The organism is Mycolicibacillus koreensis, assembly GCF_002104795.1.
Taxonomy (GTDB): Bacteria; Actinomycetota; Actinomycetes; order Mycobacteriales; family Mycobacteriaceae; genus Mycobacterium; species Mycobacterium koreense.
The window spans coordinates 1-23,280 of the sequence record NZ_NCXO01000053.1 but is presented as its reverse complement, the minus strand read 5'-3'; the positions used below and the strand labels follow the sequence as shown (position 1 = coordinate 23,280).

Annotated in this window: 22 protein-coding genes and 1 tRNA gene; 14 read left to right on the top strand and 9 right to left on the bottom strand. The window is 71.6% G+C overall.

Going from position 1 to position 23,280, the window contains the following annotated elements; all coding sequences use genetic code 11:
* Window positions 1-192 precede the first annotated feature (192 nt).
* The 4 genes from B8W67_RS17565 to B8W67_RS17545 all read left to right on the top strand — a co-directional run bounded on the left by B8W67_RS17565 (window position 193) and on the right by B8W67_RS17545 (window position 5,133).
* Window positions 193-1,311: a resuscitation-promoting factor gene (locus B8W67_RS17565; RefSeq protein WP_069391412.1), complete on the top strand. Its 1,119-nt coding sequence runs from the start codon at window positions 193-195 to the stop codon at window positions 1,309-1,311.
* Window positions 1,308-2,165 carry a 16S rRNA (adenine(1518)-N(6)/adenine(1519)-N(6))-dimethyltransferase RsmA gene (gene rsmA / locus B8W67_RS17560; RefSeq protein ID WP_069391413.1) on the top strand — a complete coding sequence of 286 codons (858 nt, stop codon included), beginning with the start codon at window positions 1,308-1,310 and terminating at the stop codon, window positions 2,163-2,165. Before B8W67_RS17565 ends, rsmA begins: the two co-directional genes overlap by 4 nt.
* 59 nt (window positions 2,166-2,224) lie before the next feature.
* Complete coding sequence (locus tag B8W67_RS17555) at window positions 2,225-3,211, top strand: 4-(cytidine 5'-diphospho)-2-C-methyl-D-erythritol kinase (RefSeq protein WP_069391414.1); 987 nt, start codon at window positions 2,225-2,227, stop codon at window positions 3,209-3,211.
* Between the two features lie 284 nt (window positions 3,212-3,495).
* Window positions 3,496-5,133: a fatty acyl-AMP ligase gene (locus B8W67_RS17545; protein WP_085305336.1), complete on the top strand. Its 1,638-nt coding sequence runs from the start codon at window positions 3,496-3,498 to the stop codon at window positions 5,131-5,133.
* A 27-nt stretch (window positions 5,134-5,160) separates the two neighbouring features.
* On the opposite strand, the gene pth is transcribed toward B8W67_RS17545, so the two are convergent.
* The 8 genes from pth to B8W67_RS17505 all read right to left on the bottom strand — a co-directional run bounded on the left by pth (window position 5,161) and on the right by B8W67_RS17505 (window position 11,252).
* Entirely contained in the window at window positions 5,161-5,739 is a 579-nt protein-coding gene (pth, locus tag B8W67_RS17540) for an aminoacyl-tRNA hydrolase (RefSeq protein WP_069391415.1), read from the bottom strand.
* Between the two features lie 10 nt (window positions 5,740-5,749).
* Window positions 5,750-6,394 (bottom strand): 50S ribosomal protein L25/general stress protein Ctc, encoded by a 645-nt coding sequence (locus B8W67_RS17535; protein ID WP_085305334.1) that lies wholly within the window; start codon window positions 6,392-6,394, stop codon window positions 5,750-5,752.
* Between the two features lie 158 nt (window positions 6,395-6,552).
* Window positions 6,553-7,425, bottom strand: coding sequence for an oxidoreductase (locus B8W67_RS17530; RefSeq protein WP_085305328.1), 873 nt, complete (start codon window positions 7,423-7,425; stop codon window positions 6,553-6,555).
* A gap of 32 nt (window positions 7,426-7,457) precedes the next feature.
* Window positions 7,458-8,117: an LpqN/LpqT family lipoprotein gene (locus B8W67_RS17525; RefSeq protein ID WP_085305332.1), complete on the bottom strand. Its 660-nt coding sequence runs from the start codon at window positions 8,115-8,117 to the stop codon at window positions 7,458-7,460.
* Window positions 8,118-8,122: 5 nt separating this feature from the next.
* Window positions 8,123-8,467, bottom strand: a complete 345-nt coding sequence (arsC, locus tag B8W67_RS17520) for an arsenate reductase (glutaredoxin) (protein ID WP_085305326.1) — start codon at window positions 8,465-8,467, stop codon at window positions 8,123-8,125.
* Between the two features lies 1 nt (window position 8,468).
* Window positions 8,469-9,449, bottom strand: coding sequence for a ribose-phosphate diphosphokinase (locus tag B8W67_RS17515; RefSeq protein WP_069391418.1), 981 nt, complete (start codon window positions 9,447-9,449; stop codon window positions 8,469-8,471).
* Between the two features lie 104 nt (window positions 9,450-9,553).
* Window positions 9,554-11,011, bottom strand: a complete 1,458-nt coding sequence (gene glmU, locus B8W67_RS17510; protein WP_069391419.1) for a bifunctional UDP-N-acetylglucosamine diphosphorylase/glucosamine-1-phosphate N-acetyltransferase GlmU — start codon at window positions 11,009-11,011, stop codon at window positions 9,554-9,556.
* 169 nt (window positions 11,012-11,180) lie between these two features.
* A tRNA-Gln gene (locus B8W67_RS17505) sits at window positions 11,181-11,252 on the bottom strand.
* Between the two features lie 82 nt (window positions 11,253-11,334).
* Here B8W67_RS17505 and B8W67_RS17500 point away from each other — a divergent pair.
* The 3 genes from B8W67_RS17500 (at window position 11,335) to B8W67_RS17490 (ending at window position 16,657) form a co-directional block, all read left to right on the top strand.
* On the top strand, window positions 11,335-11,928 hold the full coding sequence (locus B8W67_RS17500) for a TetR/AcrR family transcriptional regulator (protein ID WP_069391420.1): 594 nt from the start codon (window positions 11,335-11,337) through the stop codon (window positions 11,926-11,928).
* A 102-nt stretch (window positions 11,929-12,030) separates the two neighbouring features.
* Complete coding sequence (mfd, locus tag B8W67_RS17495; protein WP_069391421.1) at window positions 12,031-15,702, top strand: transcription-repair coupling factor; 3,672 nt, start codon at window positions 12,031-12,033, stop codon at window positions 15,700-15,702.
* 7 nt (window positions 15,703-15,709) lie between these two features.
* Window positions 15,710-16,657, top strand: coding sequence for a nucleoside triphosphate pyrophosphohydrolase (locus tag B8W67_RS17490; protein ID WP_085305324.1), 948 nt, complete (start codon window positions 15,710-15,712; stop codon window positions 16,655-16,657).
* On the opposite strand, the gene B8W67_RS17485 is transcribed toward B8W67_RS17490, so the two are convergent.
* Complete coding sequence (locus tag B8W67_RS17485; protein WP_133056143.1) at window positions 16,569-17,378, bottom strand: hypothetical protein; 810 nt, start codon at window positions 17,376-17,378, stop codon at window positions 16,569-16,571. The two genes, B8W67_RS17490 and B8W67_RS17485, sit on opposite strands and share 89 nt — an antisense overlap.
* A gap of 140 nt (window positions 17,379-17,518) precedes the next feature.
* Here B8W67_RS17485 and B8W67_RS17480 point away from each other — a divergent pair, with 140 nt between their 5' ends.
* The 7 genes from B8W67_RS17480 (at window position 17,519) to B8W67_RS17450 (ending at window position 23,138) form a co-directional block, all read left to right on the top strand.
* Window positions 17,519-18,250 (top strand): lytic transglycosylase domain-containing protein, encoded by a 732-nt coding sequence (locus B8W67_RS17480; RefSeq protein ID WP_069391424.1) that lies wholly within the window; start codon window positions 17,519-17,521, stop codon window positions 18,248-18,250.
* Window positions 18,251-18,308: 58 nt separating this feature from the next.
* The gene (eno, locus tag B8W67_RS17475; protein ID WP_085305330.1) at window positions 18,309-19,619 is read left to right on the top strand and encodes a phosphopyruvate hydratase; all 1,311 of its coding nucleotides are present in this window, start codon (window positions 18,309-18,311) and stop codon (window positions 19,617-19,619) included.
* A 12-nt stretch (window positions 19,620-19,631) separates the two neighbouring features.
* Complete coding sequence (locus tag B8W67_RS17470; protein ID WP_069391425.1) at window positions 19,632-20,291, top strand: FtsB family cell division protein; 660 nt, start codon at window positions 19,632-19,634, stop codon at window positions 20,289-20,291.
* Window positions 20,284-20,775 (top strand): DUF501 domain-containing protein, encoded by a 492-nt coding sequence (locus B8W67_RS17465; RefSeq protein ID WP_069391426.1) that lies wholly within the window; start codon window positions 20,284-20,286, stop codon window positions 20,773-20,775. Before B8W67_RS17470 ends, B8W67_RS17465 begins: the two co-directional genes overlap by 8 nt.
* Entirely contained in the window at window positions 20,772-21,764 is a 993-nt protein-coding gene (locus B8W67_RS17460; protein WP_272937732.1) for a Ppx/GppA phosphatase family protein, read from the top strand. Before B8W67_RS17465 ends, B8W67_RS17460 begins: the two co-directional genes overlap by 4 nt.
* 88 nt (window positions 21,765-21,852) lie before the next feature.
* The gene (locus B8W67_RS17455; protein WP_069391427.1) at window positions 21,853-22,701 is read left to right on the top strand and encodes a lysophospholipid acyltransferase family protein; all 849 of its coding nucleotides are present in this window, start codon (window positions 21,853-21,855) and stop codon (window positions 22,699-22,701) included.
* Complete coding sequence (locus B8W67_RS17450) at window positions 22,701-23,138, top strand: SRPBCC family protein (RefSeq protein WP_084228555.1); 438 nt, start codon at window positions 22,701-22,703, stop codon at window positions 23,136-23,138. The genes B8W67_RS17455 and B8W67_RS17450 overlap by 1 nt, the downstream gene beginning before the upstream one ends.
* Window positions 23,139-23,280: the final 142 nt, after the last annotated feature.

Here is a 23,280-nt window from a genome sequence, read left to right as displayed (position 1 = left end):
CCACGGCCGCCACCGCGCGCCGCGCCTACGGACTGGCGCCCTGACCAGTCCCGCCGCCGGAGTGCGGGGTTGCCCAAACGGAGGCCAATTCGTTACCGTCTTGTTATCCAGTGCCCGTTAGTCGGGCACTTTTCGTGTCTGGCGTCGACCGGGAGGCCCGGTGGAGCCAGCGGAAGTCGGGAAAGTAGCACTGTGAACGTACTTGCCAAGCTGCACCAGGAGCCCTCGCCGCTGCTGCGCATCGTGGTCGCGGCGCTGCTGGTCACCTTGACCTTCGCCGGCGGTTACGCCGTCGCCGCCCAGAAGACCGTCACCCTCAACGTCGACGGCACGCCGACCACGGTGTCGACGATGAAGTCGCGGGTGGCCGACATCGTCGCCGAGAACGGCTTCGACATCGGCGAGCGCGACGAGGTGTACCCGGGTGCCGACAGCACCGTCGGCGACGACGACACCATCGTGCTGCGCCGCAGCCGGCCGATGGAGATCTCGCTGGACGGGCAGGCCCCGAAGAAGGTGTGGACCACCGCCGCCACCGTCGACGAGGCCCTCGAGCAGCTGGCGCTGACCGAGGCCGCGCCGGTGGCCGCCAACCGCAGCAGCCGGGTGCCGCTGGCCGGCATGGCCCTGCCCGTGGTCAGCGCCAAGGACGTGGTGATCGACGACGGCGGGCAGGTCCGCACCGTGCACCTGGCCGCCCCGAACGTGGCCGCCCTGCTGCGCGCCGCCGACATCCCGCTGCAGCAGCGCGACACCGTCGAGCCGCCGGCGGCGACCCCGATCACCGACGGCATGCACATCGCCGTGACCCGGGTGCGGGTCAACAAGGTCACCGAGCGGGCACCGCTGGAGCCCAACGCGCAGCGCATCGAGGACCCCGAGATGAACATGAGCCGTGAGGTCGTCGAGGACCCGGGCACCGAGGGCCTCCAAGACGTGACGTACGCGGTGGCCACCGTCAACGGCGTGGAGACCGGCCGGCTGCCGGTCGCCAACACCGTCATCACCCCCGCGCGTGACTCGGTGGTGCGGGTCGGCACCAAGGAGGGCACCGACGTGCCCGAGTCGGCCTACGGCACCGCCTGGGACCGCATCGCCGCATGCGAGTCCGGCGGCAACTGGGCGATCAACACCGGCAACGGCTACTACGGCGGTGTCCAGTTCGACTACGGCACCTGGATCGCCAACGGCGGGCTGAAATACGCCCCCCGCGCCGACCTGGCCACCCGCGACGAGCAGATCGCCATCGCGGAGGTCACCCAGGCCCGCCAGGGCTGGGGTGCATGGCCGGTGTGTAGCGGCCGCCGTTGACGATCCGGTTTCTCGGCCGCGCCGAGATCCGGTCACTCGCCACCGAACTGGGGCTGCACCCGCGTAAATCGCTGGGCCAGAACTTCGTCCACGACGCGAACACCGTGCGCCGCGTTGCCGCCCTCGCCGGTATCGGCGCCGACGACCACATCCTCGAGGTCGGCCCGGGCCTGGGGTCGCTGACCCTGGCGCTGCTGCAGACCGGCGCGCGCGTCACCGCGGTGGAGGTCGACCCGGTGCTGGCCGCCCGGCTGCCGCGCACCATCGCCGAACACGCCCCCGACGCCGCCGAGCATCTCACCGTGCTCGACCACGACATCGTGACCCTGACCGTCGGGCTCTTGCCCGACGCGCCGACCGCGGTGGTGGCCAACCTGCCCTACAACATCGCGGTGCCCGCGCTGCTGCACCTGCTGGCGGAGTTCCCGACGCTGCGCACCCTGACGGTGATGGTGCAGTTGGAGGTCGCCGAGCGGCTGGCCGCCGAACCGGGCGGCAAACACTACGGGGTGCCCAGCGTCAAGGCACGGTTCTTCGGCCGGGTGCGCCGCGCCGGCACCGTGGCGCCGACGGTGTTCTGGCCGGTGCCGCGGGTGGACTCCGGGCTGGTGCGCATCGACCGCTACGACCGGCCGCCGTGGCCGCAGGACGCCGCGTTTCGCCGCCGGGTGTTCACCCTCATCGACACCGCGTTCGGGCAGCGCCGCAAAACGCTGCGCAACGCGTTCACCGACTGGGCCGGATCCGGCCCGCAGGCCGAACACCGCCTGGCCGCCGCCGGGATCGACCCGGGCCGGCGCGGCGAGACGCTGCGCATCGAGGACTTCGTGCGGCTGGCCACCGACACCGCCTGACCGCGCCGCCGCGGCGGGCCTGAGCGCCCCCGCGCCGCGACCTGGGTAGCCTGTGGGCCGTGTCCGACGGCAGCGCCGCCACCGAGTGGCTCCCAACCGGTGCGGTCACGGTGCGTGTGCCCGGCAAGGTGAACCTGTATCTGGCCGTCGGCGACCTCCGCGACGACGGCTACCACGAACTGACCACGGTGTTTCATGCCGTGTCGCTGTTCGACGACGTCACCGTGCGCGACGCCGATGTGTTGTCGCTGCAGTTCACCGGTGAGGGCGCCGGGGAGCTGCCCACCGATGCGACCAACCTGGCGTGGCGGGCCGCCGAGCTGATGGCCGACTACGTGGGCCGGACCCCCGACCTGGCGATCTCCATCGACAAGTCCATCCCGGTCGCCGGCGGGATGGCCGGCGGCAGCGCCGACGCGGCCGGCGTGCTGGTGGCCATCGACGAGCTGTGGGAGCTGGGGGTTCCGCGCGCGGATCTGCACGCGCTGGCCGCGCGGCTGGGCAGCGACGTGCCGTTCGCGCTGCACGGCGGCACCGCGCTGGGCACCGGCCGCGGGGAACAGCTGGCGACCGTGCTGGCCCGCAACACGTTCCACTGGGTGTTGGCGTTCGCCGACCGCGGGCTGGCCACACCGGCGGTCTTCGCCGAACTCGACCGGCTGCGCGCCGAAGCCACCCCCGACACCGCCCCCGACGCCACCCCGGCCGAACCCGAGGCGGTGCTGGCGGCGCTGACCGCCGGGGACCCGCGTCAGTTGGCCGGGCTGCTCGGCAACGACCTGCAGGCCGCGGCGATCAGCCTCGCCCCGGCGCTGCGCCGCACCCTGCGGGCCGGCACCGAGGCCGGGGCGTTGGCCGCCCTGGTCTCCGGATCCGGCCCGACGTGCGCGTTCCTGTGCTCCTCGGCGGCCGCCGCGGTCGACATCGGCGCCGAGCTGGCCGGAGCCGGGGTGTGCCGCACCCTGCGGGTGGTCAGCGGCCCGGTGCAGGGTGCGCAGGTGGTGCCCACCCCGCCGACGCCGTCCACACCGTCGCTGCGGACCTGAGACCAGCGCACCGCGCGCGGCGGCGGATGTGACGCGGGCCGCAAAACGCCGGAGAGTTTGGTAGTTACTTAAGAGGAGTTTAAGATATCGGCGGTGAGGAATAACGGTCAACGGACGATGACCCCGACCGGCGCACGTGACGCGGTGCGGGTGGGATTCGTCGACGGCCGTCACCGCCCACCGAATCGAGACATAATCGCTGCCCAACTGTGTGCGCGTGGCGGTTACTCAGCATGGCCCGCCGGGTGGACCATGAGAAACCCAGGGCCGGCCAGGAGGTTGTCGTGAGCAGGTTTACCGACACAATGTTCCGCAATGCCCGCGAAAGCAGCAAGGGCATGGTGACCGGTGAGCCGCACGCGCCGGTGCGCCACACCTGGCTGGAGGTGCACGAGCGGGCCCGCCGCATCGCCGGGGGCCTGGCCGCCAACGAGGTCGGGCCCGGCGGCGTCGTCGGTGTGCTCGCCGGCGCCCCGGTGGAGATCGCCCCGGTCGCCCAGGGGCTGTGGATGCGCGGCGCCAGCCTGACCATGCTGCACCAGCCGACCCCGCGCACCGACCTGGCGGTGTGGGCCGAGGACACCCTCACCGTCGTCGAGATGATCGAGGCTCGGGTCGTCATCATCTCCGACCCGTTCATGGCCGCCGCCCCGGTGCTCGCCGAGAAGGGCATCAAGACCGTCACCGTCGCCGAACTGCTCGACGCCGAGCCGATCGACCCGGTCGACACCGGTGAGGACGACCTGGCGCTGATGCAGCTGACGTCGGGGTCGACCGGCTCGCCGAAGGCGGTGCAGATCACCCACCGCAACATCCACTCCAACGCCGAGGCGATGTTCGTCGGCGCCAAGATGGACCCCACCGGCAACGACGTCATGCTCAGCTGGCTGCCCTGCTTCCACGACATGGGCATGATCGGCTTCCTCACCGTGCCGATGTACTTCGGTGTCGAGCTGGTCAAGGTCACCCCGATGGACTTCCTGCGCGACACCCTGCTGTGGGCGAAGCTGATCGACAAGTACAAGGGCACGATGACCGCGGCGCCCAACTTCGCCTATTCGCTGTTCGCCAAACGGCTGCGCAAACAGGCCAAGCCGGGCCAGTTCGACCTGTCCTCGCTGCGGTTCGCGCTGTCGGGGGCCGAACCGGTGGAGCCGGCCGACGTCGAAGACCTCATCGAGGCGGGCAAGCCGTTCAACCTGCGCCCCGAGGCGATCATGCCGGCCTACGGCATGGCCGAGACGACGCTGGCGGTGTCGTTCTCCGAGCTCGGCGACGGCCTGGTCGTCGACGAGGTCGACGCCGACCTTCTGGCCGCGCTGCGCCAGGCGGTGCCGGCGACCAAGGGCAACACCCGCCGGCTGGCCTCCCTCGGCCCGCTGCTGCAGGGTCTGGAGGCCCGCATCGTCAACGATGACGGCAACGTCGTTCCGCCCCGCGGCGTGGGGGTCATCCAGTTGCGCGGCGAACCGGTCACCCCCGGCTACATCACGATGGCCGGGTTCCTGCCCGCCCAGGACGAGCACGGCTGGTATGACACCGGCGACCTCGGCTACCTGATGGAGAACGGCCACATCGTGGTCTGCGGCCGGGTCAAGGACGTCATCATCATGGCCGGGCGCAACATCTACCCGACCGACATCGAGCGGGCCGCCGGCCGGGTGGAGGGTGTGCGCCCCGGGTGCGCGGTCGCGGTGCGCCTCGACGCCGGGCACTCCCGCGAGACGTTCGCGGTGGCGGTGGAGTCCAACGCCTACAAGGACCCCGCCGAGGTGCGGCGCATCGAGCACCAGGTGGCCCACGAGGTGGTCACCGAGGTCGACGTGCGCCCCCGCAACGTGGTGGTGCTCGGCCCGGGCACCATCCCGAAAACCCCGTCGGGCAAGCTGCGCCGCGCCAACTCCGCGGCCCTGGTCACCTAGAAGCCTCCCCGGCCCGGCCCGGTCCGGTCAGGGCCAGGCGTGGACGATGTTCTGGGCGGGCTCGAGACCCTGCTCGATGAGCAGTTCCGCCGCATCGGCGGCCTGCTCGCAGATCGTCGGCACTTCGGGGCGCTCGGCGGCGCTGAACGGGCGCAGCACGAACGCGGCGGCATCCATCCGCCCGGGCGGACGGCCGATGCCGATCCGCACCCGCTGGAAGTCCTTGCTGCCCAACGCCGATGCGATCGAACGCAAGCCGTTGTGGCCGCCCTCGCCGCCACCGCATTTCAGCCGGATCCGGCCGAAGTCGAGATCCAGGTCGTCGTGGACGACCACCACCTGACCCGGTGGTGCGGAGAAGAACTTCGCCAGCGGGCCGACCTGGCGCCCGGACTCGTTCATGTAGCAGCGCGGCTTGGCCACCACCACCGACCGGCCGCCGAGGCGGCCGGTGACCACCTCGGCGCCGGAGCGTTTGTGCACCGTGAACCCCGCGCCGATCCGGGCGGCCAGCACCTCGGCCACCATGAACCCGACATTGTGCCGGGTGCTCGCGTAGTTCGGCCCCGGGTTGCCCAGGCCGACCACCAACAGCGGCTCGGCCATGTCGCCCCGGCTACTCGGCCTCGGGCTCGGCGGCCGGCTCGGCCGCGCCCTCCTCGGCGGACTCCTCGGTCTCCTCGGTGCCCAACTCCTCGGCGGTCGGCGCCTCGACGACGTTGACCACCAGCGCCTCCGGGTCGGTCACCAGGGTCACGCCCTCGGGCAGACGGACCTCGCCGGCGAGGAACTGGGTGCCGGCCTCGACGTCGGCCACCGAGACGGTGAGGTGCTCGGGAATCGACAGCGCCTCGGCCTCGATCTCGATGGTGCTCAGCTCCTGGTAGACCAGGGTGCCCGGGGCGGCGTCGCCGACGATCTCGACGGTGACCTCGACGACCACCTTCTCGCCGCGGCGCACCACCAGCAGGTCGGCGTGCTGAATGGTGCGCCGGATCGGGTGGATGTCCAGCGCCCAGGTCAGCGCGAGCTGCTCGGTGCCCTCCAGATCCAAGGTGAGCACCGCGTTGGTGCCGGCGTTGCGCAGCACCGCGGCGAAGTCGTGGGCCGGCAGCTCCAGGTGCCGCGGCTCGTCACCGCCGCCGTAGAGCACCGCCGGCACCCGGCCGTTGCGCCGGGCGCGCCGCGACGCGCCCTTGCCGGTCTCGGTCCGCAGCCATGCCGGCAGGTCGTTGGTCTTGGTGGTCGACGCTTTCGCCATGATGTCGCTCCTGTGGTTCGGGCACACGGCCAGGCTCGCGACAACCCCCGGGGACACCGGGGGAGAATCGGGTCGCCGTCGATAACGGTGGTCGACGCGGTTGTCGGCCACCCTCGCCGTGACGTCAGTTCAGCGACCCAGGCTAGCGCACCCGCGCCTCAGAGCGGAAATTCCACCTCGGTGAGCTGCTCGGAGAGCCGCCACAGCCGGCCCGCCGTGCCGGGGCGGCGGGCCAGCACGCTGCGACCCACCGGCCGGCTGGGGCCGCGCACCCCGAACCGGGGCCCGACGAAGGTGTCCCCGGGCAGATCCTGGCTCACCGCGAATAGGGTCTGGCGGGCCCCGAACGCGGCGTCGGTGGCCATAAACCGGTTGCCGACGGTCAGCATCAGGGTGTCGGAGAGCCGCCGACCGGAGCGGCCCTGCAGATGGGTCGCCGAGTAGCCGGGGTGGGCGGCCAGCGCCCGCACCGGCGAGCCGGCCCGGACCAGCCGGCGCTGCAGCTCACCGGTGAACAGCAGGTTGGCCAGTTTGGACTGGCCGTAGGCCAGCCACGCCGAATACGGTCGCGACTTCCAGTTGAGGTCCTTCACACTGATGTAGCCGGCGTAGTGCGCGGTCGAGGAGACCGTCACCACCCGGTCGGCCAGCCTGGGCAACAGCAGGTTCGTCAACGCGAAATGGCCGAGGTGGTTGACGCCGATCTGACATTCGAAACCGTCGACGGTCAGCCCGTAGGGCACCGCCATGATCCCGGCGTTGTTGACCAGCACGTCGACCCGATCGACGGTGTCGGCGAACCGGCGCACCGACGCCAGGTCGGCCAGATCCAGCTCGCGCACCTCGACGTCGCCGGTCATGGCCGCCGCGGCGGCGTCGCCCTTGCCGGTGTCGCGGACCGCCAGGATCACCCGGGCCCCGACCCGCGCCAACTCTCCGGCGGTCACCTCCCCGAGTCCGCTGTTGGCGCCGGTGACGATCACGGTGCGCCCGGCAAACGACGGCAAATCGGCGGCGGTCCACTCGGTCATGGCGCCCACTGTAGTGACCGCGGCGACGCGTCCTACACCGCGGCGACGGTGAATCCGCCGATGATCGCCTCGATGTCATCGGAGTGGGTGACGGTCTCCTGCGCGAGGCTGGTGATCGTCAGCTGCACCAGGTAGCGCTGGTCGTCGCCGACGGTGGGGATCACGATCCGGTTGTAGCTGTGCAGCCGCTGCCCCAGATAGTCGTAGCTGCCCTCGATCATCGTCGACGGGAACCCGTTGAAGTCGGCGTCGGAGGTCTCCAACTCGGTGAAGTTCTCGTTGATCCGGGCGTCGCCGTTGCCGTGGCTGATCGCCTCGGCCACGTCGAAGTCGCCGTCGAGGGCCATCACCAGCAGGATCGCGATCGGATAGTTGTCGTCTTTGGCGATCGCCACCGCCTCCGGCGAGTAGTGCTCGTTGGTCGACGGCGACCAGCCGGGCGGGGTGGGGATCGACACCCGCAGGTCGGTGAGGTCGGCCGGGGCGACCAGCTCGCCGCTGACCTGGTGCTCCTCGAGATAGTCGGCGATCGGTACCGGCTTCTCGCCGTCGTCGCCGTCGTCGGTGGTGGTCGTGGTGGCCGGGGAGGTCCAGATCGACTGGTAGTCGGGGCTACCGGACTGGCAGCCGCTCAGCGCGACCGCGGCGAGCGCCGCGCCGGCGAGCAGCCGTGCTGCCACCCCGACCGGCACCGCACTCACAGGATCTCGGTGACGTTCTCGATCGGTCGGGCCAGCCGGGTGCCCTTGTCGGTGGTGACGAACGGGCGCTGGATGAGGATCGGGTGCGCGACCATCGCGTCGAGCAGCGCGTCGTCGTCGGCGTCGGCGAGGTCCAACTCCGCATACACCGCCTCCCCGGTGCGCACCGCGTCGCGCACCGCGATCCCGGCGTCGGCGATCATGGTCGCCAGCTGCTCGCGGGTCGGCGGGGTTTTCAGATACTCCACGACCGTCGGCTCGGCGCCGCCCTCGCGCAGCAGCGCCAGGGTCTTGCGCGAGGTGGAGCAGCGCGGGTTGTGGTAGATCACCGGGTCGGACATGTCATGCGTCTCCATCGAAGAGGCCGGTCACCGAGCCGTTCTCGAACACCGCCCGGATCGTGCTCGCCAGCAGGGGCGCGATCGAGAGCACCGTGAGCTGCGGGAACCGCTTCTCCTCGGCGATCGGCAGGGTGTTGGTGACGATCACCTCGCGGGCCCCGCAATCGGCGAGCCGCTGCGAGGCCGGCTCGGAGAGCACCCCGTGGGTGGCGGCGATGATCACGTCCCCGGCGCCGTCGTCGTGCAGCAGCTGCACCGCGCCGGCGATGGTCCCACCGGTGTCGATCATGTCGTCGATGAGGATGCAGGTCTTGCCGGCCACCTCACCGACCACCCGGTTGGACTTCACCTGGTTGGGCACCCGCGGGTCGCGGGTCTTGTGAATGAAGGCAAGCGGAACACCGCCCAGCGAGTCGGCCCACTTCTCGGCGATGCGCACCCGCCCGGAATCGGGGGAGACCACCACCATGTCGTGGCCGGAGTAGTTGTCGGAGATGTAGTTGCACAGCAGCGCCTGGCCGCGCATGTGGTCGACCGGCCCGTCGAAGAACCCCTGGATCTGGTCGGTGTGTAGATCCACGGTGACGATGCGGTCCGCACCGGCGGTCTTGAGCAGGTCGGCGACCAGGCGCGCCGAGATCGGTTCGCGGCCGCGGTGCTTCTTGTCCTGCCGGGCGTAGGGGTAGAACGGCAGGATCGCGGTGATCCGTTTGGCGCTGCCCCGCTTGAGCGCGTCGATCATGATCAGCTGTTCCATCAGCCACTTGTTCAGCGGGGCCGGGTGGGACTGCAGCACGAACGCGTCGCAGCCGCGCACCGACTCGTTGAACCGCACGAAGATCTCGCCGTTGGCGAAGTCGCGGGCGGTCTGCTCGGTGACGTGGGCATCGAGTTCCTTGGCCACCTGCTCGGCCAGCTCGGGATGCGCCCGCCCGGAGAAGAACATCAAGTTCTTGCGGTTGTCCACCCAGTCATAGGTCACGTGCTGCCCCCGCAGTTGAGATCGGGCCGATGGAATGCCAACGGGTTTTTGTCGCGCTCATCCTACGGAGCCGGTCGGGGTGCGCGTGAGCGGGTCGGGCCAACTCACCGCGGTGGCCCGCCCGGGTGTTCGGCGGCCTCGGCGGCGCGCGCCGCGGCGCTGCCGGGGCGTTTGCGGGCCACCCAGCCGGGGATCGTGCGTTGCGGACCGGCCGAGACCGCCAACGCGCCGGGCGGCACGTCCTCGCGCAGCACCGTGCCCGCGCCGGTGTAGGCGCCGTCGCCGACGGTGACCGGGGCGATGAACATGGTGTCCGACCCGGTGCGCACGTGCGATCCGACGGTGGTGCGCTGCTTGGTCTCGCCGTTGTAGTTGACGAACACGCTGGAGGCGCCGATGTTGGAGTGCTCGCCGATGTCGGCGTCGCCGACGTAGGTCAGGTGCGGCACCTTGGTGCCGGTGCCGATGGTGGCGTTCTTGGTCTCCACGAACGCCCCCAGCTTGCCGTCGGCGCCGAGCACGGTGCCCGGGCGCAGGTAGGTGAACGGGCCGACGGTCGCGCCGGGTCCGATCACCGCCGCCCCGCCATGGGTGCGCACCACCGAGGCGTGGTCGCCGACGGTGACGTCGGCCAGGGTGGTGTCCGGGCCGACGGTGCAGTGCGCGCCGATGCGGGTGCCGCCGAGCAGCTGGGTGCCCGGGGCGATCACCGTGTCGCGGCCGAGGGTGACGTCGACGTCGATCCAGGTGGTGGCCGGGTCGATGACGGTCACCCCGGCCAGCTGGTGGCCGGCCACGATGCGCCGGTTGAGCTCGGCGGCCAACGCCGCCAGCTGCACCCGGTTGTTGACCCCGGCCACCAGCGCGGCGTCGTCGACGTGCTGGGCGGCCACCACCCGCCCGGCGTCACGCACGATGCCGACGACGTCGGTGAGGTAGCGCTCGTGCTGGGCGTTGTCGGAGTCCAGTTGGCCCAGCGCCCAGCGCAGCACCGCCACGTCGAACGCGTACACCCCGGCGTTGACCTCGCGGATCTGCCGCTGCGAGGCGGTGGCGTCGGCCTGCTCGACGATCGCGATGACCTCGCCGTCCTGGGTGCGCAGAATGCGCCCGTAGCCGGTCGGGTCGGCCAGCGTGGTGGTCAGCACCGTCACCGCCGCCGGTGCGGCGCGGTGCGCGTCGAGCAGACCGGTCAGCGTGGCCGCGTCCAGCAGGGGAGTGTCCCCGGAGGTCACGATCACCACGCCGTCGAAGTCCTCCGGCAGCGCGGCCAGCCCGCATTGGGCGGCGTGCCCGGTGCCCAGCTGCTGGTCCTGCACCGCCACGTCGATGTCGCGCCCCAGGTCCGCGGCGAGTTCGGCGACCACCGGGGCGATGCGCTCCCGGTCGTGGCCGAGCACCACCGCCAGGTGGGCGGGGCTGGTCGCGGCGATCGAGTGCAGCGCATGGGCGAGCATGGAACGCCCGGCCAGGGTGTGCAGCACCTTGGGGGTGTCGGAGGCCATCCGGGTGCCGGCCCCGGCGGCCAGCACCAGCACCGCGGTCTCGTCGTGGCGTGTCATCCAACCTCCCAGCCTGCCGGGTGACGCGGGCCCGTCCTCGGCGGCGGGGGCGCCGTGCCCGCTGTGTCGAGCGTGTCCAGGGTGTCACCGCGGGCGCCCGTCCACCAAAGCCACGGTGCATCCGTCCGGTTCGCCCCGACCACGGGTCGGCCCACAGAGCCGCAACGAGCTCCGTCGCCAGGACTCGAACCTGAACTCTCAGAACCAAAATCTGATGTGCTGCCGATTACACCACGACGGATCGCATCAGGAACTCTATCGGAGCCGATACGCTGGGTGCCGTGGCAGCACCGGAGAAGGACGGCCGGGCGCCCCGGGCCCGGATGACCGGCACCGAGCGCCGTCACCAGCTCATCGACATCGCCCGGTCGCTGTTCGCCGAACGCGGCTACGACGGCACCTCGATCGAGGAGATCGCCCAACGCGCGCAGGTCTCCAAACCGGTCGTCTACGAGCACTTCGGCGGCAAGGAAGGCCTGTACGCGGTGGTGGTCGACCGCGAGATGTCCGCGCTGCTCGACGGCATCACCTCGTCGCTGACCAACAACCGCTCCCGGGTCCGAGTGGAGCGGGTGGCGCTGGCGCTGCTGACCTACGTCGAGGAACGCACCGACGGGTTCCGGATCATGATCCGCGACTCCCCGGCGGCGATCAGCGCCGGCACCTACTCCAGCCTGCTCAACGACGCGGTCAGCCAGGTCGCCTCGATCCTGGCCGGGGATTTCGCCCGCCGCGGCCTGGACCCCGACCTGGCCCCGCTGTACGCCCAGGCGCTGGTCGGTTCGGTGTCGATGACCGCCCAGTGGTGGCTCGATGCCCGCGAACCGAAGAAAGAGGTGGTGGCCGCCCACCTGGTCAACCTGGTGTGGAACGGGCTGACCCACCTGGAGGCCGACCCGGTGCTGCAGGACGACTGACCCGGACCACTGACCCGCCCGACCGACCCGGCGGACTGTGGCCGCGGTCACGCGCTTTTGGCCACTGCCGCAACGTAAATCGCGACGCATACAATGACGCCAATGACCTCCCCGGGGCAGCCCCGCCCAGCCACCCCGCTCGCCGGCCTGGTCGAGCTGGCGCTGTCCGCACCCGTTTTCACCGAGCTGGCCGCGACCGCGGGCGCCGCGCCCGCGCGCCGCGACCTCGTCGGCCCGGCCAGCGCACGGCTGTTCGTCGCGGCCGCACTCGCCCGGGCCACCCCGGTGCTGGTGGTCACCGCGACCGGCCGCGAGGCCGACGACCTCACCGCCGAGCTGCGCGCGGTCCTCGGTGACGCCGCGGCGCTGTTCCCGTCCTGGGAGACCCTTCCCCACGAGCGGCTCTCCCCGGGGGTGGACACCGTCGGGGCGCGCATGCTGGTGCTGCGCCGGCTGGCCCGCCCCGACGACCCCGCCCTGGGCCCGCCGCTGCAGGTGGTGGTGACCACCGCGCGCTCGCTGTTGCAGCCGATGGTCGCCGGGCTCGGTGACATCGAGCCGGTCACGATGCGCGTCGGCGCCGAGACCCCGTTCGACGAGATCATCACCCGGCTGGTGGAGCTGGCCTACACCCGCGTCGACATGGTCGGGCGGCGCGGGGAGTTCGCGGTGCGCGGCGGCATCCTCGACGTGTTCCCGCCGACCGCCGAGCACCCGGTGCGCGTCGAGTTCTTCGGCGACGAGGTCACCGAGATGCGGCTGTTCTCCGTGGCCGATCAGCGCTCGATCCCCGACATCGAGGTCGACGCGCTCGTCGCGGTCCCGTGCCGGGAACTGCTGCTGACCGACGCGGTGCGGGCACGGGCGGCCGACCTGGCCGGGGTGCAGCCGAGCACCGACACCGCGATCACCGGCGGGGTGGGCGACCTGCTGGCCAAGCTGGCCGACGGCATCCCCACCGACGGCATGGAGGCGTTGCTGCCGGTGCTGCACCCCGACGCGCTGACCCTGCTCACCGGTGAGCTGCCCGCCGGGGCGGCGGTGCTGGTCTGCGACCCGGAGAAGGTCCGCACCCGCGCTGCCGACCTGATCACCACCGGACGGGAGTTCCTGGAGGCGTCCTGGTCGGTGGCCGCCCTCGGCGCGGACGCCCCGATCGACGTCGAACAGCTCGGCGGATCCGGGTTCGTCGACCTCGCCGAGGTGATCGCCGCCGCCGAGGCCGGCGGGCACCCGTGGTGGACGCTGAGCCAGCTGCACGATCCCGACGCCGTCGAGCTCGACGTGCGCGCCGCGCCCACCGCCCGCGACCGCCAGGGCGGACTGACCGGGCTCGAGTCGCTGTTCGCGATGCTGCGCGCCCACATCGCGACCGGCGGGGTGGCCGCGGTGGTCACCCCCGGCATCGGCACCGCGCGGCGCACCGTGGAACAACTCAGCGAATCCAACACTCCGGCAACGGTATTGGAGCCTGGCGCTACCCCCGCCCCCGGCGCGGTGGCGGTGCTGGCCGGCCCGCTGCACGACGGGGTGATCGTCTCCGGCGCCGAGCTGGTCATCCTCACCGAGGCCGACCTGACCGGCAACCGCGCCACCGCGCCGACCGGCAAACGGCTGGCGGCCAAGCGCCGCAACACCGTCGACCCGCTGGCGCTGAGCGCCGGCGACCTGGTGGTCCACGACCAGCACGGCATCGGCAAGTTCGTCGAGATGACCGAGCGCACCGTCGGCGGGGCGCGCCGCGAATACGTGGTGCTCGAATACGCCTCGGCCAAACGCGGTGGCACCGACAAGCTCACCGACAAGCTCTACGTGCCGATGGACTCCCTCGACCAGCTCTCCCGCTACGTCGGCGGCCAGACCCCGGCGCTGTCCCGCCTCGGCGGCAGCGACTGGACCAACACCAAGACCAAGGCGCGGCGCGCGGTCGCCGAGATCGCCACCGAACTCGTCGCGCTCTACGCCAAACGCCAGGCCGCCCCCGGCCACGCGTTCGCCCCGGACACCCCCTGGCAGGCCGAGATGGAGGACGCGTTCGGGTTCACCGAGACCGTCGACCAGCTCACCGCGATCACCGAGGTCAAAGCCGACATGGAGAAGCCGGTGCCGATGGACCGGGTGATCTGCGGCGACGTCGGCTACGGCAAGACCGAGATCGCGGTGCGCGCGGCGTTCAAGGCCGTGCAGGACGGCCGACAGGTCGCGGTGCTGGTGCCCACCACGCTGCTGGCCGACCAGCACCTGCAGACGTTCACCGAGCGGATGGCCGGGTTCCCGGTCACCGTCAAGGGCCTGTCGCGGTTCACCGACGCCACCGACTCACGCGCCACCATCGACGGGATGGCCGACGGGTCGGTCGACATCGTCATCGGCACCCACCGGCTTTTGCAGACCGCGGTGCGATGGAAGGACCTCGGGCTGATCATCGTCGACGAGGAGCAACGCTTCGGCGTCGAACACAAGGAACACATCAAGGCGCTGCGCAGCCACGTCGACGTGCTGACGATGAGCGCGACCCCCATCCCGCGCACCCTGGAGATGAGCCTGGCCGGCATCCGGGAGATGTCGACGATCCTCACCCCGCCCGAGGAGCGCTACCCGGTGCTGACCTACGTCGGCGCCCACGACGACAAGCAGATCGCCGCGGCGCTGCGCCGCGAGCTGCTGCGCGACGGGCAGGCGTTCTACGTGCACAACCGGGTGCGCTCGATCGACGAGGCCGCCGCCCGGGTGCGCGCGCTGGTCCCGGAGGCCCGGGTGGCGGTGGCCCACGGCCAGATGCCCGAAGAGCTGCTGGAATCGACCGTGCAGGCGTTCTGGAACCGCGAGCACGACATCCTGGTGTGCACGACGATCGTGGAGACCGGGCTGGACATCTCCAACGCCAACACCCTGATCGTCGAACGGGCCGACACCTTCGGCCTCTCCCAGCTGCACCAGCTGCGCGGACGGGTCGGCCGCGGCCGGGAACGCGGTTACGCCTACTTCCTGTATCCGCGGGAGAGCCCGCTGACCGAGACCGCCCACGACCGGCTGGCCACCATCGCCCAGAACAACGAGCTGGGTGCGGGCATGGCGGTGGCGATGAAGGACCTGGAGATCCGCGGGGCGGGCAACGTGCTCGGCGTCGAACAGTCCGGGCACGTCGCCGGGGTCGGGTTCGATCTGTACGTGCGGCTGGTCGGCGAGGCCGTCGAGGCCTACCGCGCGGCCGCCGACGGGCAGACCGTGCTCACCGAGGAACCCAAGGAGGTGCGCATCGACCTGCCCGTCGACGCCCACCTGCCGCCGGACTACATCGACAGCGACCGGCTGCGCCTGGAGGCCTACCGGCGGTTGGCCGCCGCCGTCGACGACGCCGCGGTCGGCGGGGTCGTCGAGGAGCTCACCGACCGCTACGGGCCGCTGCCCACCCCGGCGCGGCTGCTGGTGGCGGTGGCCCGGCTGCGGCTGCTGTGCCGCGGCCACGGGGTCACCGAGGTCGCGACGGTCTCGGAGACCACGCTGCGGCTGGCGCCGCTGGTGTTGCCGGACTCCGCGCAGGTGCGGCTCAAACGCGTCTACCCGGGGGCGCGGTACCGGGCGACCACCGCCACCGTCGCGGTGCCGATCCCGCGATCCGGGGCCGGGGTGGGCTCGCCGCGGCTGCGGGATCTGGAGCTCGTCCAGATGGTCGCCGACCTGCTCACCGCATTGGACGGCAAACCGGCCGGTTCGGTTGATATAACCGCGGAGGGTGTCCCGGTCGGATCCGGGGGCGCCGGAGAGGGGTAAACCGGGCATGACGGTCGTGCTGGTCGAATCCGCCCGCCCCCTGCTGGTGCCGGCCCGAGCCGTCGCGCTGCTGACCGGTGAGGTCGCCTACACCGACGAGGTGGCTGAGTTGGGCGCCCTGCTGCCCGCAGCGCACCCGGTGGACACCCGCCCGGATGCACCGACCCTGATCTCCTCGCAGCGCACCCATCCGGCGGTGACCGCACGCCTGGCCGCCGGGGCGGCACTGATCGGCGCACCGGATAAGGCCCGCGGGGCGCGGCTGCTCGATGCGGTCGCGGTGATGGACCGGCTGCGCACCGACGGGGTGTGGGAGCGCGAACAGACCCACGCCTCGCTGCGTCGGTTCCTGCTGGAGGAGACCTACGAACTGTTCGACGCCATCGACGCCGGCGACCCCGGCGAATTGCGCGCCGAACTCGGTGATGTGTTGCTGCAAGTGCTGTTTCACGCCCGCATCGCTGAAGAAGCCGACGACCAGCCGTTCAGCATCGACGACGTCGCCGAATCGCTGGTGAACAAGCTGCGCACCAGGTCGGCGAATGTTCTTGCCGGGGAGTCGGTGTCGCGCACCGAACAGATCCTCCACTGGGAGAAAAGCAAAGCCGTTGAACGGCAACGTTCTTCGATCCTCGACGATGTTCCGACCGGCCAGCCCGCGTTGGCGCTGGCGCAGAAGGTGACCCACCGCGCCCGACGGGCCGGTGTGCCCGAGCAGTTGATCCCCGCCGCGCTGGGAGTGGTGCACCTCGACGACGGCCTCGACGCCGAGGTGCGGCTGCGTTCGGCGGCGCTGGCGTTCGCCGGTCAGGTGCGCCACGCCGAAGCGCGCATCGCCGCCGCAGGCCACACCGCGGGCGCGCCGATCAGCGCGGCGCAGTGGCGTTCGGCCTGGCCGAGCGCCACCGCCACACCGCAACCGCCGTCGCCGCGGCCACCGTCGTCGCCCAGATGACGGCCTGCGCCACGGTCGGCGTCGGGGTGAGGCCGAAGACCGCCCGCAGCGTCGCACCCGGCGGGGACCACCAGCCCGCCCAGCCCAGGGTGTCGACCGCCCGGTGGGTGGCCCCCGGGAAGTGACCGCTGTGCTGCAGGCCGCCGACACCGGCCGAGGCGGCACCGGCGGCCACCAGCACCCCGAGGGTCCCGGCGGCCATCTCGGCGGCCCGCCGCGGCCCCCGGCGCGCCACGCCGTAGCCGAGCAGCCCCGTCGCCGCGGCCACCGCGATCCCCAGCGCCACCCCGGCCAGTGGCTCGGGCGCACCCTGGCCGGCGTAGCCGCCGAGATCCCGCGCCGCGGCCACCGCCGCACGGGCGGTCACCACCAGCCCCACCAGAATCAGCGGGGGGCCGGTGCAGGCGCGGGGAAAGGCCAGCACCGCCAGCAGGGCGAGTGCGCTGAGCAGGGCGGACACCGCGACCACGGCGGCCGAGGTCGCCTCGTTCACCGGCGCCCGCTGGACCGCCAGCGTGACCGCCACCCCGCCCGCGGCGCCCGCACCGATGCCCCCGGCGAGCCGGCGCAGCCCGCCGCGACGGTGCGGGCCGGGCAGCAGGGCGGCGATCACCGCCAGCGCCAGTGCGGTGCCCGCCGCCAGCCGCACACCGATCAGCACGCCGGCGACCAGGGGTGATGCGGTCGCCGGCGGCGCCGCGCCGAGGGCATTCACAACCATCGTGGCGGTCCTTGATCGGAGGTCGGCCACGGTGAGCGGTGCCGGGCTCGCAGGCTGACGCTATACCCTCGCGTGCGAGGGAGGCCGGCTACGGGCCGTGGGACGATGGTCCGGGCAAAAAAGGGGCGTAAGGGAGTTCTGTGTCGACGGTGCGTTGGCTGCGGGTGGTCGCCGTCCTGAGCGTGACGGTGCTGCTGCTGGTGTTCAGTTGCTCGTGGCAGCTGAGTTCGCGGCTGCCCGACGGCGTGCCCCCGCCGCCCGGTGACCCGGTGCCGCCGATCAACACCTACGCCGAGGGCCGCGGCGCCGACCAGCTCTCCGACTGGGCCGCCGAACGCGCCGAACGGCTCGACATTCCCGCCACCGCCCTGGAGGCCTACGCCTACGCCGCCCGGGTCGCCGAGGTGGAGAACCCCAACTGCCGGATCCGGTGGACAACGCTGGCCGGCATCGGCCAGGTGGAGAGCCGCCACGGCACCTACGCCGATGCCCGTCTGGAATCCAACGGCGACGTGCGCCCCCCGATCCGGGGTCTGCGCCTCGACGGCACCGGCGGCACTCAGCACATCGTCGACCCCGACGCCGGCGACCTCGCCGACGACGACGGGGTGGTGCGCGCCCTCGGGCCGATGCAGTTCATCCCGGAGACCTGGCGCCTGTATGGGGTCGACGCCAACAACGACGGCATCATCAGCCCGGACAACATCGACGACGCCGCGCTGACCGCCGCCGGGTATCTGTGTTTCCGCGGCAAGGACCTCGACACCGCCGAGGGGTGGGTCGCGGCGCTGCGGGCCTACAACCACTCCGAGCAGTACGCACGTATTGTGCGAGACTGGGCTGCCGCCTACGCGGCAGGTCACCCACTATGACAACAGCAGCATCGGCACCGCCGGCCCCGTGAGAACCGCGTCGAACAAGGAGAACCCCGTGCCCATCATCGAGCAGGTCAGTGCCCGCGAAATCCTCGATTCCCGCGGCAACCCCACCGTCGAGGTGGAGGTCGGGCTGGCCGACGGGTCGCTGGCGCGTGCTGCGGTGCCCTCCGGCGCCTCCACCGGTGAGCACGAGGCCGTCGAACTGCGTGACGGCGGGGACCGCTACGGCGGCAAAGGGGTGCAGAAGGCGGTGCGCGCGGTGCGCGAGGAGATCGCCGCGGCGGTCGCCGGCTTCGACGCCGCCGACCAGCGGCTGGTCGACCAGGCTCTGCTGGACCTCGACGGCACCCCGGACAAGTCCCGGCTGGGCGCCAACGCCATCCTCGGGGTGTCGCTGGCGGTGGCCAAGGCGGCCGCCAAGTCGGCGCGGCTGCCGCTGTTCCGCTACCTGGGCGGACCGAACGCCCACGTGCTGCCGGTGCCGATGATGAACATCCTCAACGGCGGCGCCCACGCCGACACCGGCGTCGACGTCCAGGAGTTCATGGTCGCCCCGATCGGGGCCCCCACCTTCGCCGAGGCGCTGCGGTGGGGCACCGAGGTGTACCACTCGCTCAAGTCGGTGCTCAAAAAGCAGGGCCTGTCGACCGGGCTCGGCGACGAGGGCGGGTTCGCCCCCGACGTCGCCGGCACCACCGCCGCGCTGGACCTGATCAGCCAGGCCATCGAGGCGGCCGGCTACCAGCTCGGCGCCGACGTGGCGTTGGCCCTCGACGTGGCGGCCACCGAGTTCTACAGCAACGGTGGCAGCAACGGTGGCAGCAACGGTGGCTATGCGTTCGAGAAGCAGACCCGCACCCCGGCCCAGATGGCCGAGTTCTACGCCGACCTGCTCGGCAACTATCCGCTGGTCTCGATCGAAGACCCGCTGTCCGAAGACGACTGGGACGGCTGGGTGGCGTTGACCACCACCCTGGGGGATCGGGTGCAGTTGGTCGGCGACGACCTGTTCGTCACCAACCCCGAGCGTCTCGAGGACGGCATCGAACGTGGCGCGGCCAACGCGCTGTTGGTGAAGGTCAACCAGATCGGCACGCTCACCGAGACCCTCGACGCGGTGGCGCTGGCGCACAGCAGCGGATACCGCACGATGATGAGTCACCGCAGCGGCGAGACCGAGGACACCACGATCGCCGACCTGGCGGTGGCGGTCAGCTGCGGGCAGATCAAGACCGGTGCGCCCGCCCGCAGCGAACGCGTCGCCAAATACAACCAGCTGTTGCGTATCGAGGAGGCGCTCGGCGACGCTGCCCGCTACGCCGGCGATCTGGCCTTCCCGCGGTACGTCCCGGAGACGAAGTAGCCCCAGTCGCCGATGTCGGAACCCAAGCGGCGCCCACCAGCGTCCCGGCCGGCCCGGGGCGGGGAACGGACGCGGGGCCGGCCCCGCAAGGTGGCGCCGCGTCGTGGCGGCGCGGAAGCCCGGGGCAAGCCGGAGTCGACCGCGGTCGCGCGGATCGACCCGATCCGCCAGGGAATTGCCGAGGCCGCCGAGGATCGCGCCGAGCAACGCCTGGGCCTCACCGCCGGGCGTGCGGCCATTCTGGCGGTGGTGGTCTGTGTGCTGACCCTGACCACCGGACCGCCGCTGCGCACCTACTTCGCCCAACGCACCGAGATGCGACAGCTTCAGGCCTCCGAAGATGCTCTGCGCCAACAGATCACCGAGTTGGAACAGCAGAAGGAGAAGCTGGCCGACCCGGCCTACATCGCCGCTCAATCCCGCGAACGGCTCGGTTTCGTCATGCCCGGTGAAGTGCCCTACCAGGTGCAGTTGCCGCCGACCCCGGAGACCCCGCAGCACCCCGGCATGGCCCCGGAAGCGATCACCAACGGCGACCCCTGGTACACCGCGCTGTGGCACACCATCGCCGACGCGCCGCACGGCCCGCCGCCCGCGCCGGCGGGGCCGCCTGGGCCACCCGGACCGCCGCCGCCGGGACCGCCACCACCGCCGGGGCCGCCCGGTGGTTGATCACGCCGACCTCGACGCTGTCGCCCGTCAACTGGGCCGGACCCCGCGCGGCGTGGTCGCGATCGCCTACCGCTGCCCCAACGGGGAGCCCGCGGTCGTGACGACGGCGCCGAAACTGCCTGACGGAACGCCGTTTCCGACCGTGTACTACCTGACGCACCCGGTGCTGACCGCGGCGGCGAGCCGACTGGAATCCGCTGGGCTGATGGCGCAGATGACCGAACGACTCCGTGAGGATCCCGACCTGGCGGCCGCCTACCGGGCCGCCCACGAGGCGTACCTGGCCGACCGCGACGCGATCGCGCAGCTGGGCACGGATGTCTCCGCCGGCGGGATGCCCGACCGGGTCAAATGCCTGCACGTGCTGATCGCCCATTCGCTGGCGGCCGGGCCCGGGGTCAACCCGTTCGGCGATGAAGCGCTGGCGCTGTTGGCCGACGAACCCGCCATGGCCGGGATCCTCGAACCGGGGCGGTGGCGGTGAGCCCGGCGAGCACCGTGAGTCCCGCCGGGCCGGTCGCGGCGATCGACTGCGGCACCAACTCGATTCGGCTGCTCATCGCCGAGCCGGACGGCGCGACGCTGCGCGAGTTGCACCGCGAGATGCGCATCGTCCGGTTGGGCCAGGGCGTCGACGCCACCGGGGCGTTCGCCCCCGAGGCTATCGAACGCACCCGTGCTGCGCTCAGCGACTACGCCGGGCTGCTCACCGCGCACCGGGTTCAGCGGGTGCGGATGGTCGCGACGTCGGCGGCCCGCGACGTCAGCAACCGCGACGCGTTCTTCGCGATGACCGCCCGCGAGCTCGGTGCGGCGGTGCCCGGGGCCGTCGCCGAGGTGATCAGCGGCACCGAGGAGGCGGCCCTGTCGTTCGCCGGGGCGGTGGCCGACCTCGACGTCGCCACCCACGGCACCGCGCCGCTGATCGTCGTCGACCTCGGGGGCGGGTCGACCGAGGTGGTGCTCGGTGAGCGTCGGGACCCAGGAGCCGACGTTCTGGCCAGCTACTCCGCCGACATCGGGTGCGTGCGGCTCACCGAACGATGCCTGCGATCGGACCCGCCGACCGCCGATCAGATCGCCGCGGCCCGCCGCGTCGTCGACGACCAGATCGCCGCCGCGCTGGCGGCGGTGCCGGTCGAGCGGGCCCACACCTGGGTCGGGGTCGCCGGCACCATGACCACCCTCTCAGCGTTGGCCCACGGGCTCACGCACTACGACCCGGCCGCCATTCACCTGTCTCGCATCGACCATCACCGGCTACAGCAGACCTGCGACCGGTTGATCACGATGACGCGCGCCGAGCGGGCGGCGCTGGGGCCGATGCATCCCGGCCGCGTCGATGTCATCGGGGGCGGGGCGATCGTCGCGGCGCAGTTGGCCGCCACGCTGCAACAGCGCGCCGGGCTCACCGAGCTGATCGTCAGCGAACACGACATTCTCGACGGGATCGCGCTGTCGGTAATCGGGTGAACCGCCACCAAACCGGGCCGGTCGTGGAAAACTCGGAGGGACCGCAGGGGGGTGCCCCCGAGCGGCCAGAAGCAGAGAGGACGTCGTCGTGACTGGGCCGCAGGATGATTCGGGACGGGTGACGGGGCAAGCCACGCCGTCGATACCCGATGAACTCGCCGACCGCGACCCGGAGTTCATCCGCAAGATGCTGCCCCGCTTCTGGCTGTGGGCGCGCCTGTACTTTCGCGCCGAGGTCAGCGGATTCGAGAACGTGCCCGACGAGCCGGTGCTGTTCGTCGGCAACCACAGCGGCGGGTCGATGTCGCCGGACACGTTCGTGTTCACCCTGGCCTACCACACCTATTTCACGGTGGAGGGCCGACCGTTGGCCGCCCTTGCCCACGAGATCGTGCTGCGCACCCCGTGGATGGGGACGATCGCCCGCAAGATGGGCATCGTGTTGGCACGGCCCAAGACCGCGGCCAACCTGTTGCGGGCCGGTGCCAACGTGCTGGTCTACCCCGGCGGTGACGTCGACGCCCTGCGTCGCTGGCGGGACCGCAACAAGATCATGTTCGACGGCCGGCAGGGGTTCATGAAGCTGGCGCACGCGGCCGGGGTCAAGATCGTGCCCGTCGTCGCCGTCGGCGGCCAGGAGACCTTCTTCGTGCTCAACGACGGGCGCCGCACCGCCAAGCTGCTGCGCTTCGACAAGTTGCTACGTGTCAAATCGGTGCCGCTGAGCCTGAGCGTTCCGTGGGGGCTGCTGCCCGGGGACCTGCCCCACGTTCCGTTCCCCGCCAAGATCCGCATCCAGGTGCTGCCGCCGATCGACCTGCGCGAACACTTCGGCGACGATCCGGACTGGGACGAGGCCTACGGCTATGTGACCTCGACGATGCAGGTGGCGCTGTCCGGGCTGGCCGCCAAGACCGTGGTTCCGGTGCTCGGCTGATGGCAGGGGTCACCAGGGCGGTGCGCATCGCGTCCCCCGTCGACCAGGTCGCCAAGATCGCCACGGACCCGGCGGTGGTCTTCCCCATCATGGGCAGCTTCGGGCGTTTCGACTTCCTCACCCGCAACGCCGACGGCAGCGAGGAATGGGACCTGTATCTCAACGTCGGCTCGATCTACGTGGGCGGGCGGGTGCGGGTGCCGCCGCCCTCGGTCGCCACGCTGCGCTGGCAGTCGCTGCGCGGCACCCGGCAGTGGGCCCGCATCGAGGTGAACCCGACCGCCGACGGGGCGCGGGTGACGATGAGCATGGAGGTCCGGTTCGCCGGTCGGATCACCGGCTGGCTCACCGGCCAGCTGGCCCGCGGCATCCTGGCGCGCAACATGGAGGCCGGTCTGCAGCAGCTGCGTCACCACATCGAATACGGACCCGGCTGAGGATTCCGCCCGGGCGGTTCGGCGGCGGATCGGTTGTCCGACCCACGCTCTACAATCGAACAGGCGTGGCGCTCCTAGAGTTTTGGTGGGCGCCTTCTTGCTGTTCAGCGAAATTTCCTGTTGAGGTTCAACTACTTCGGTG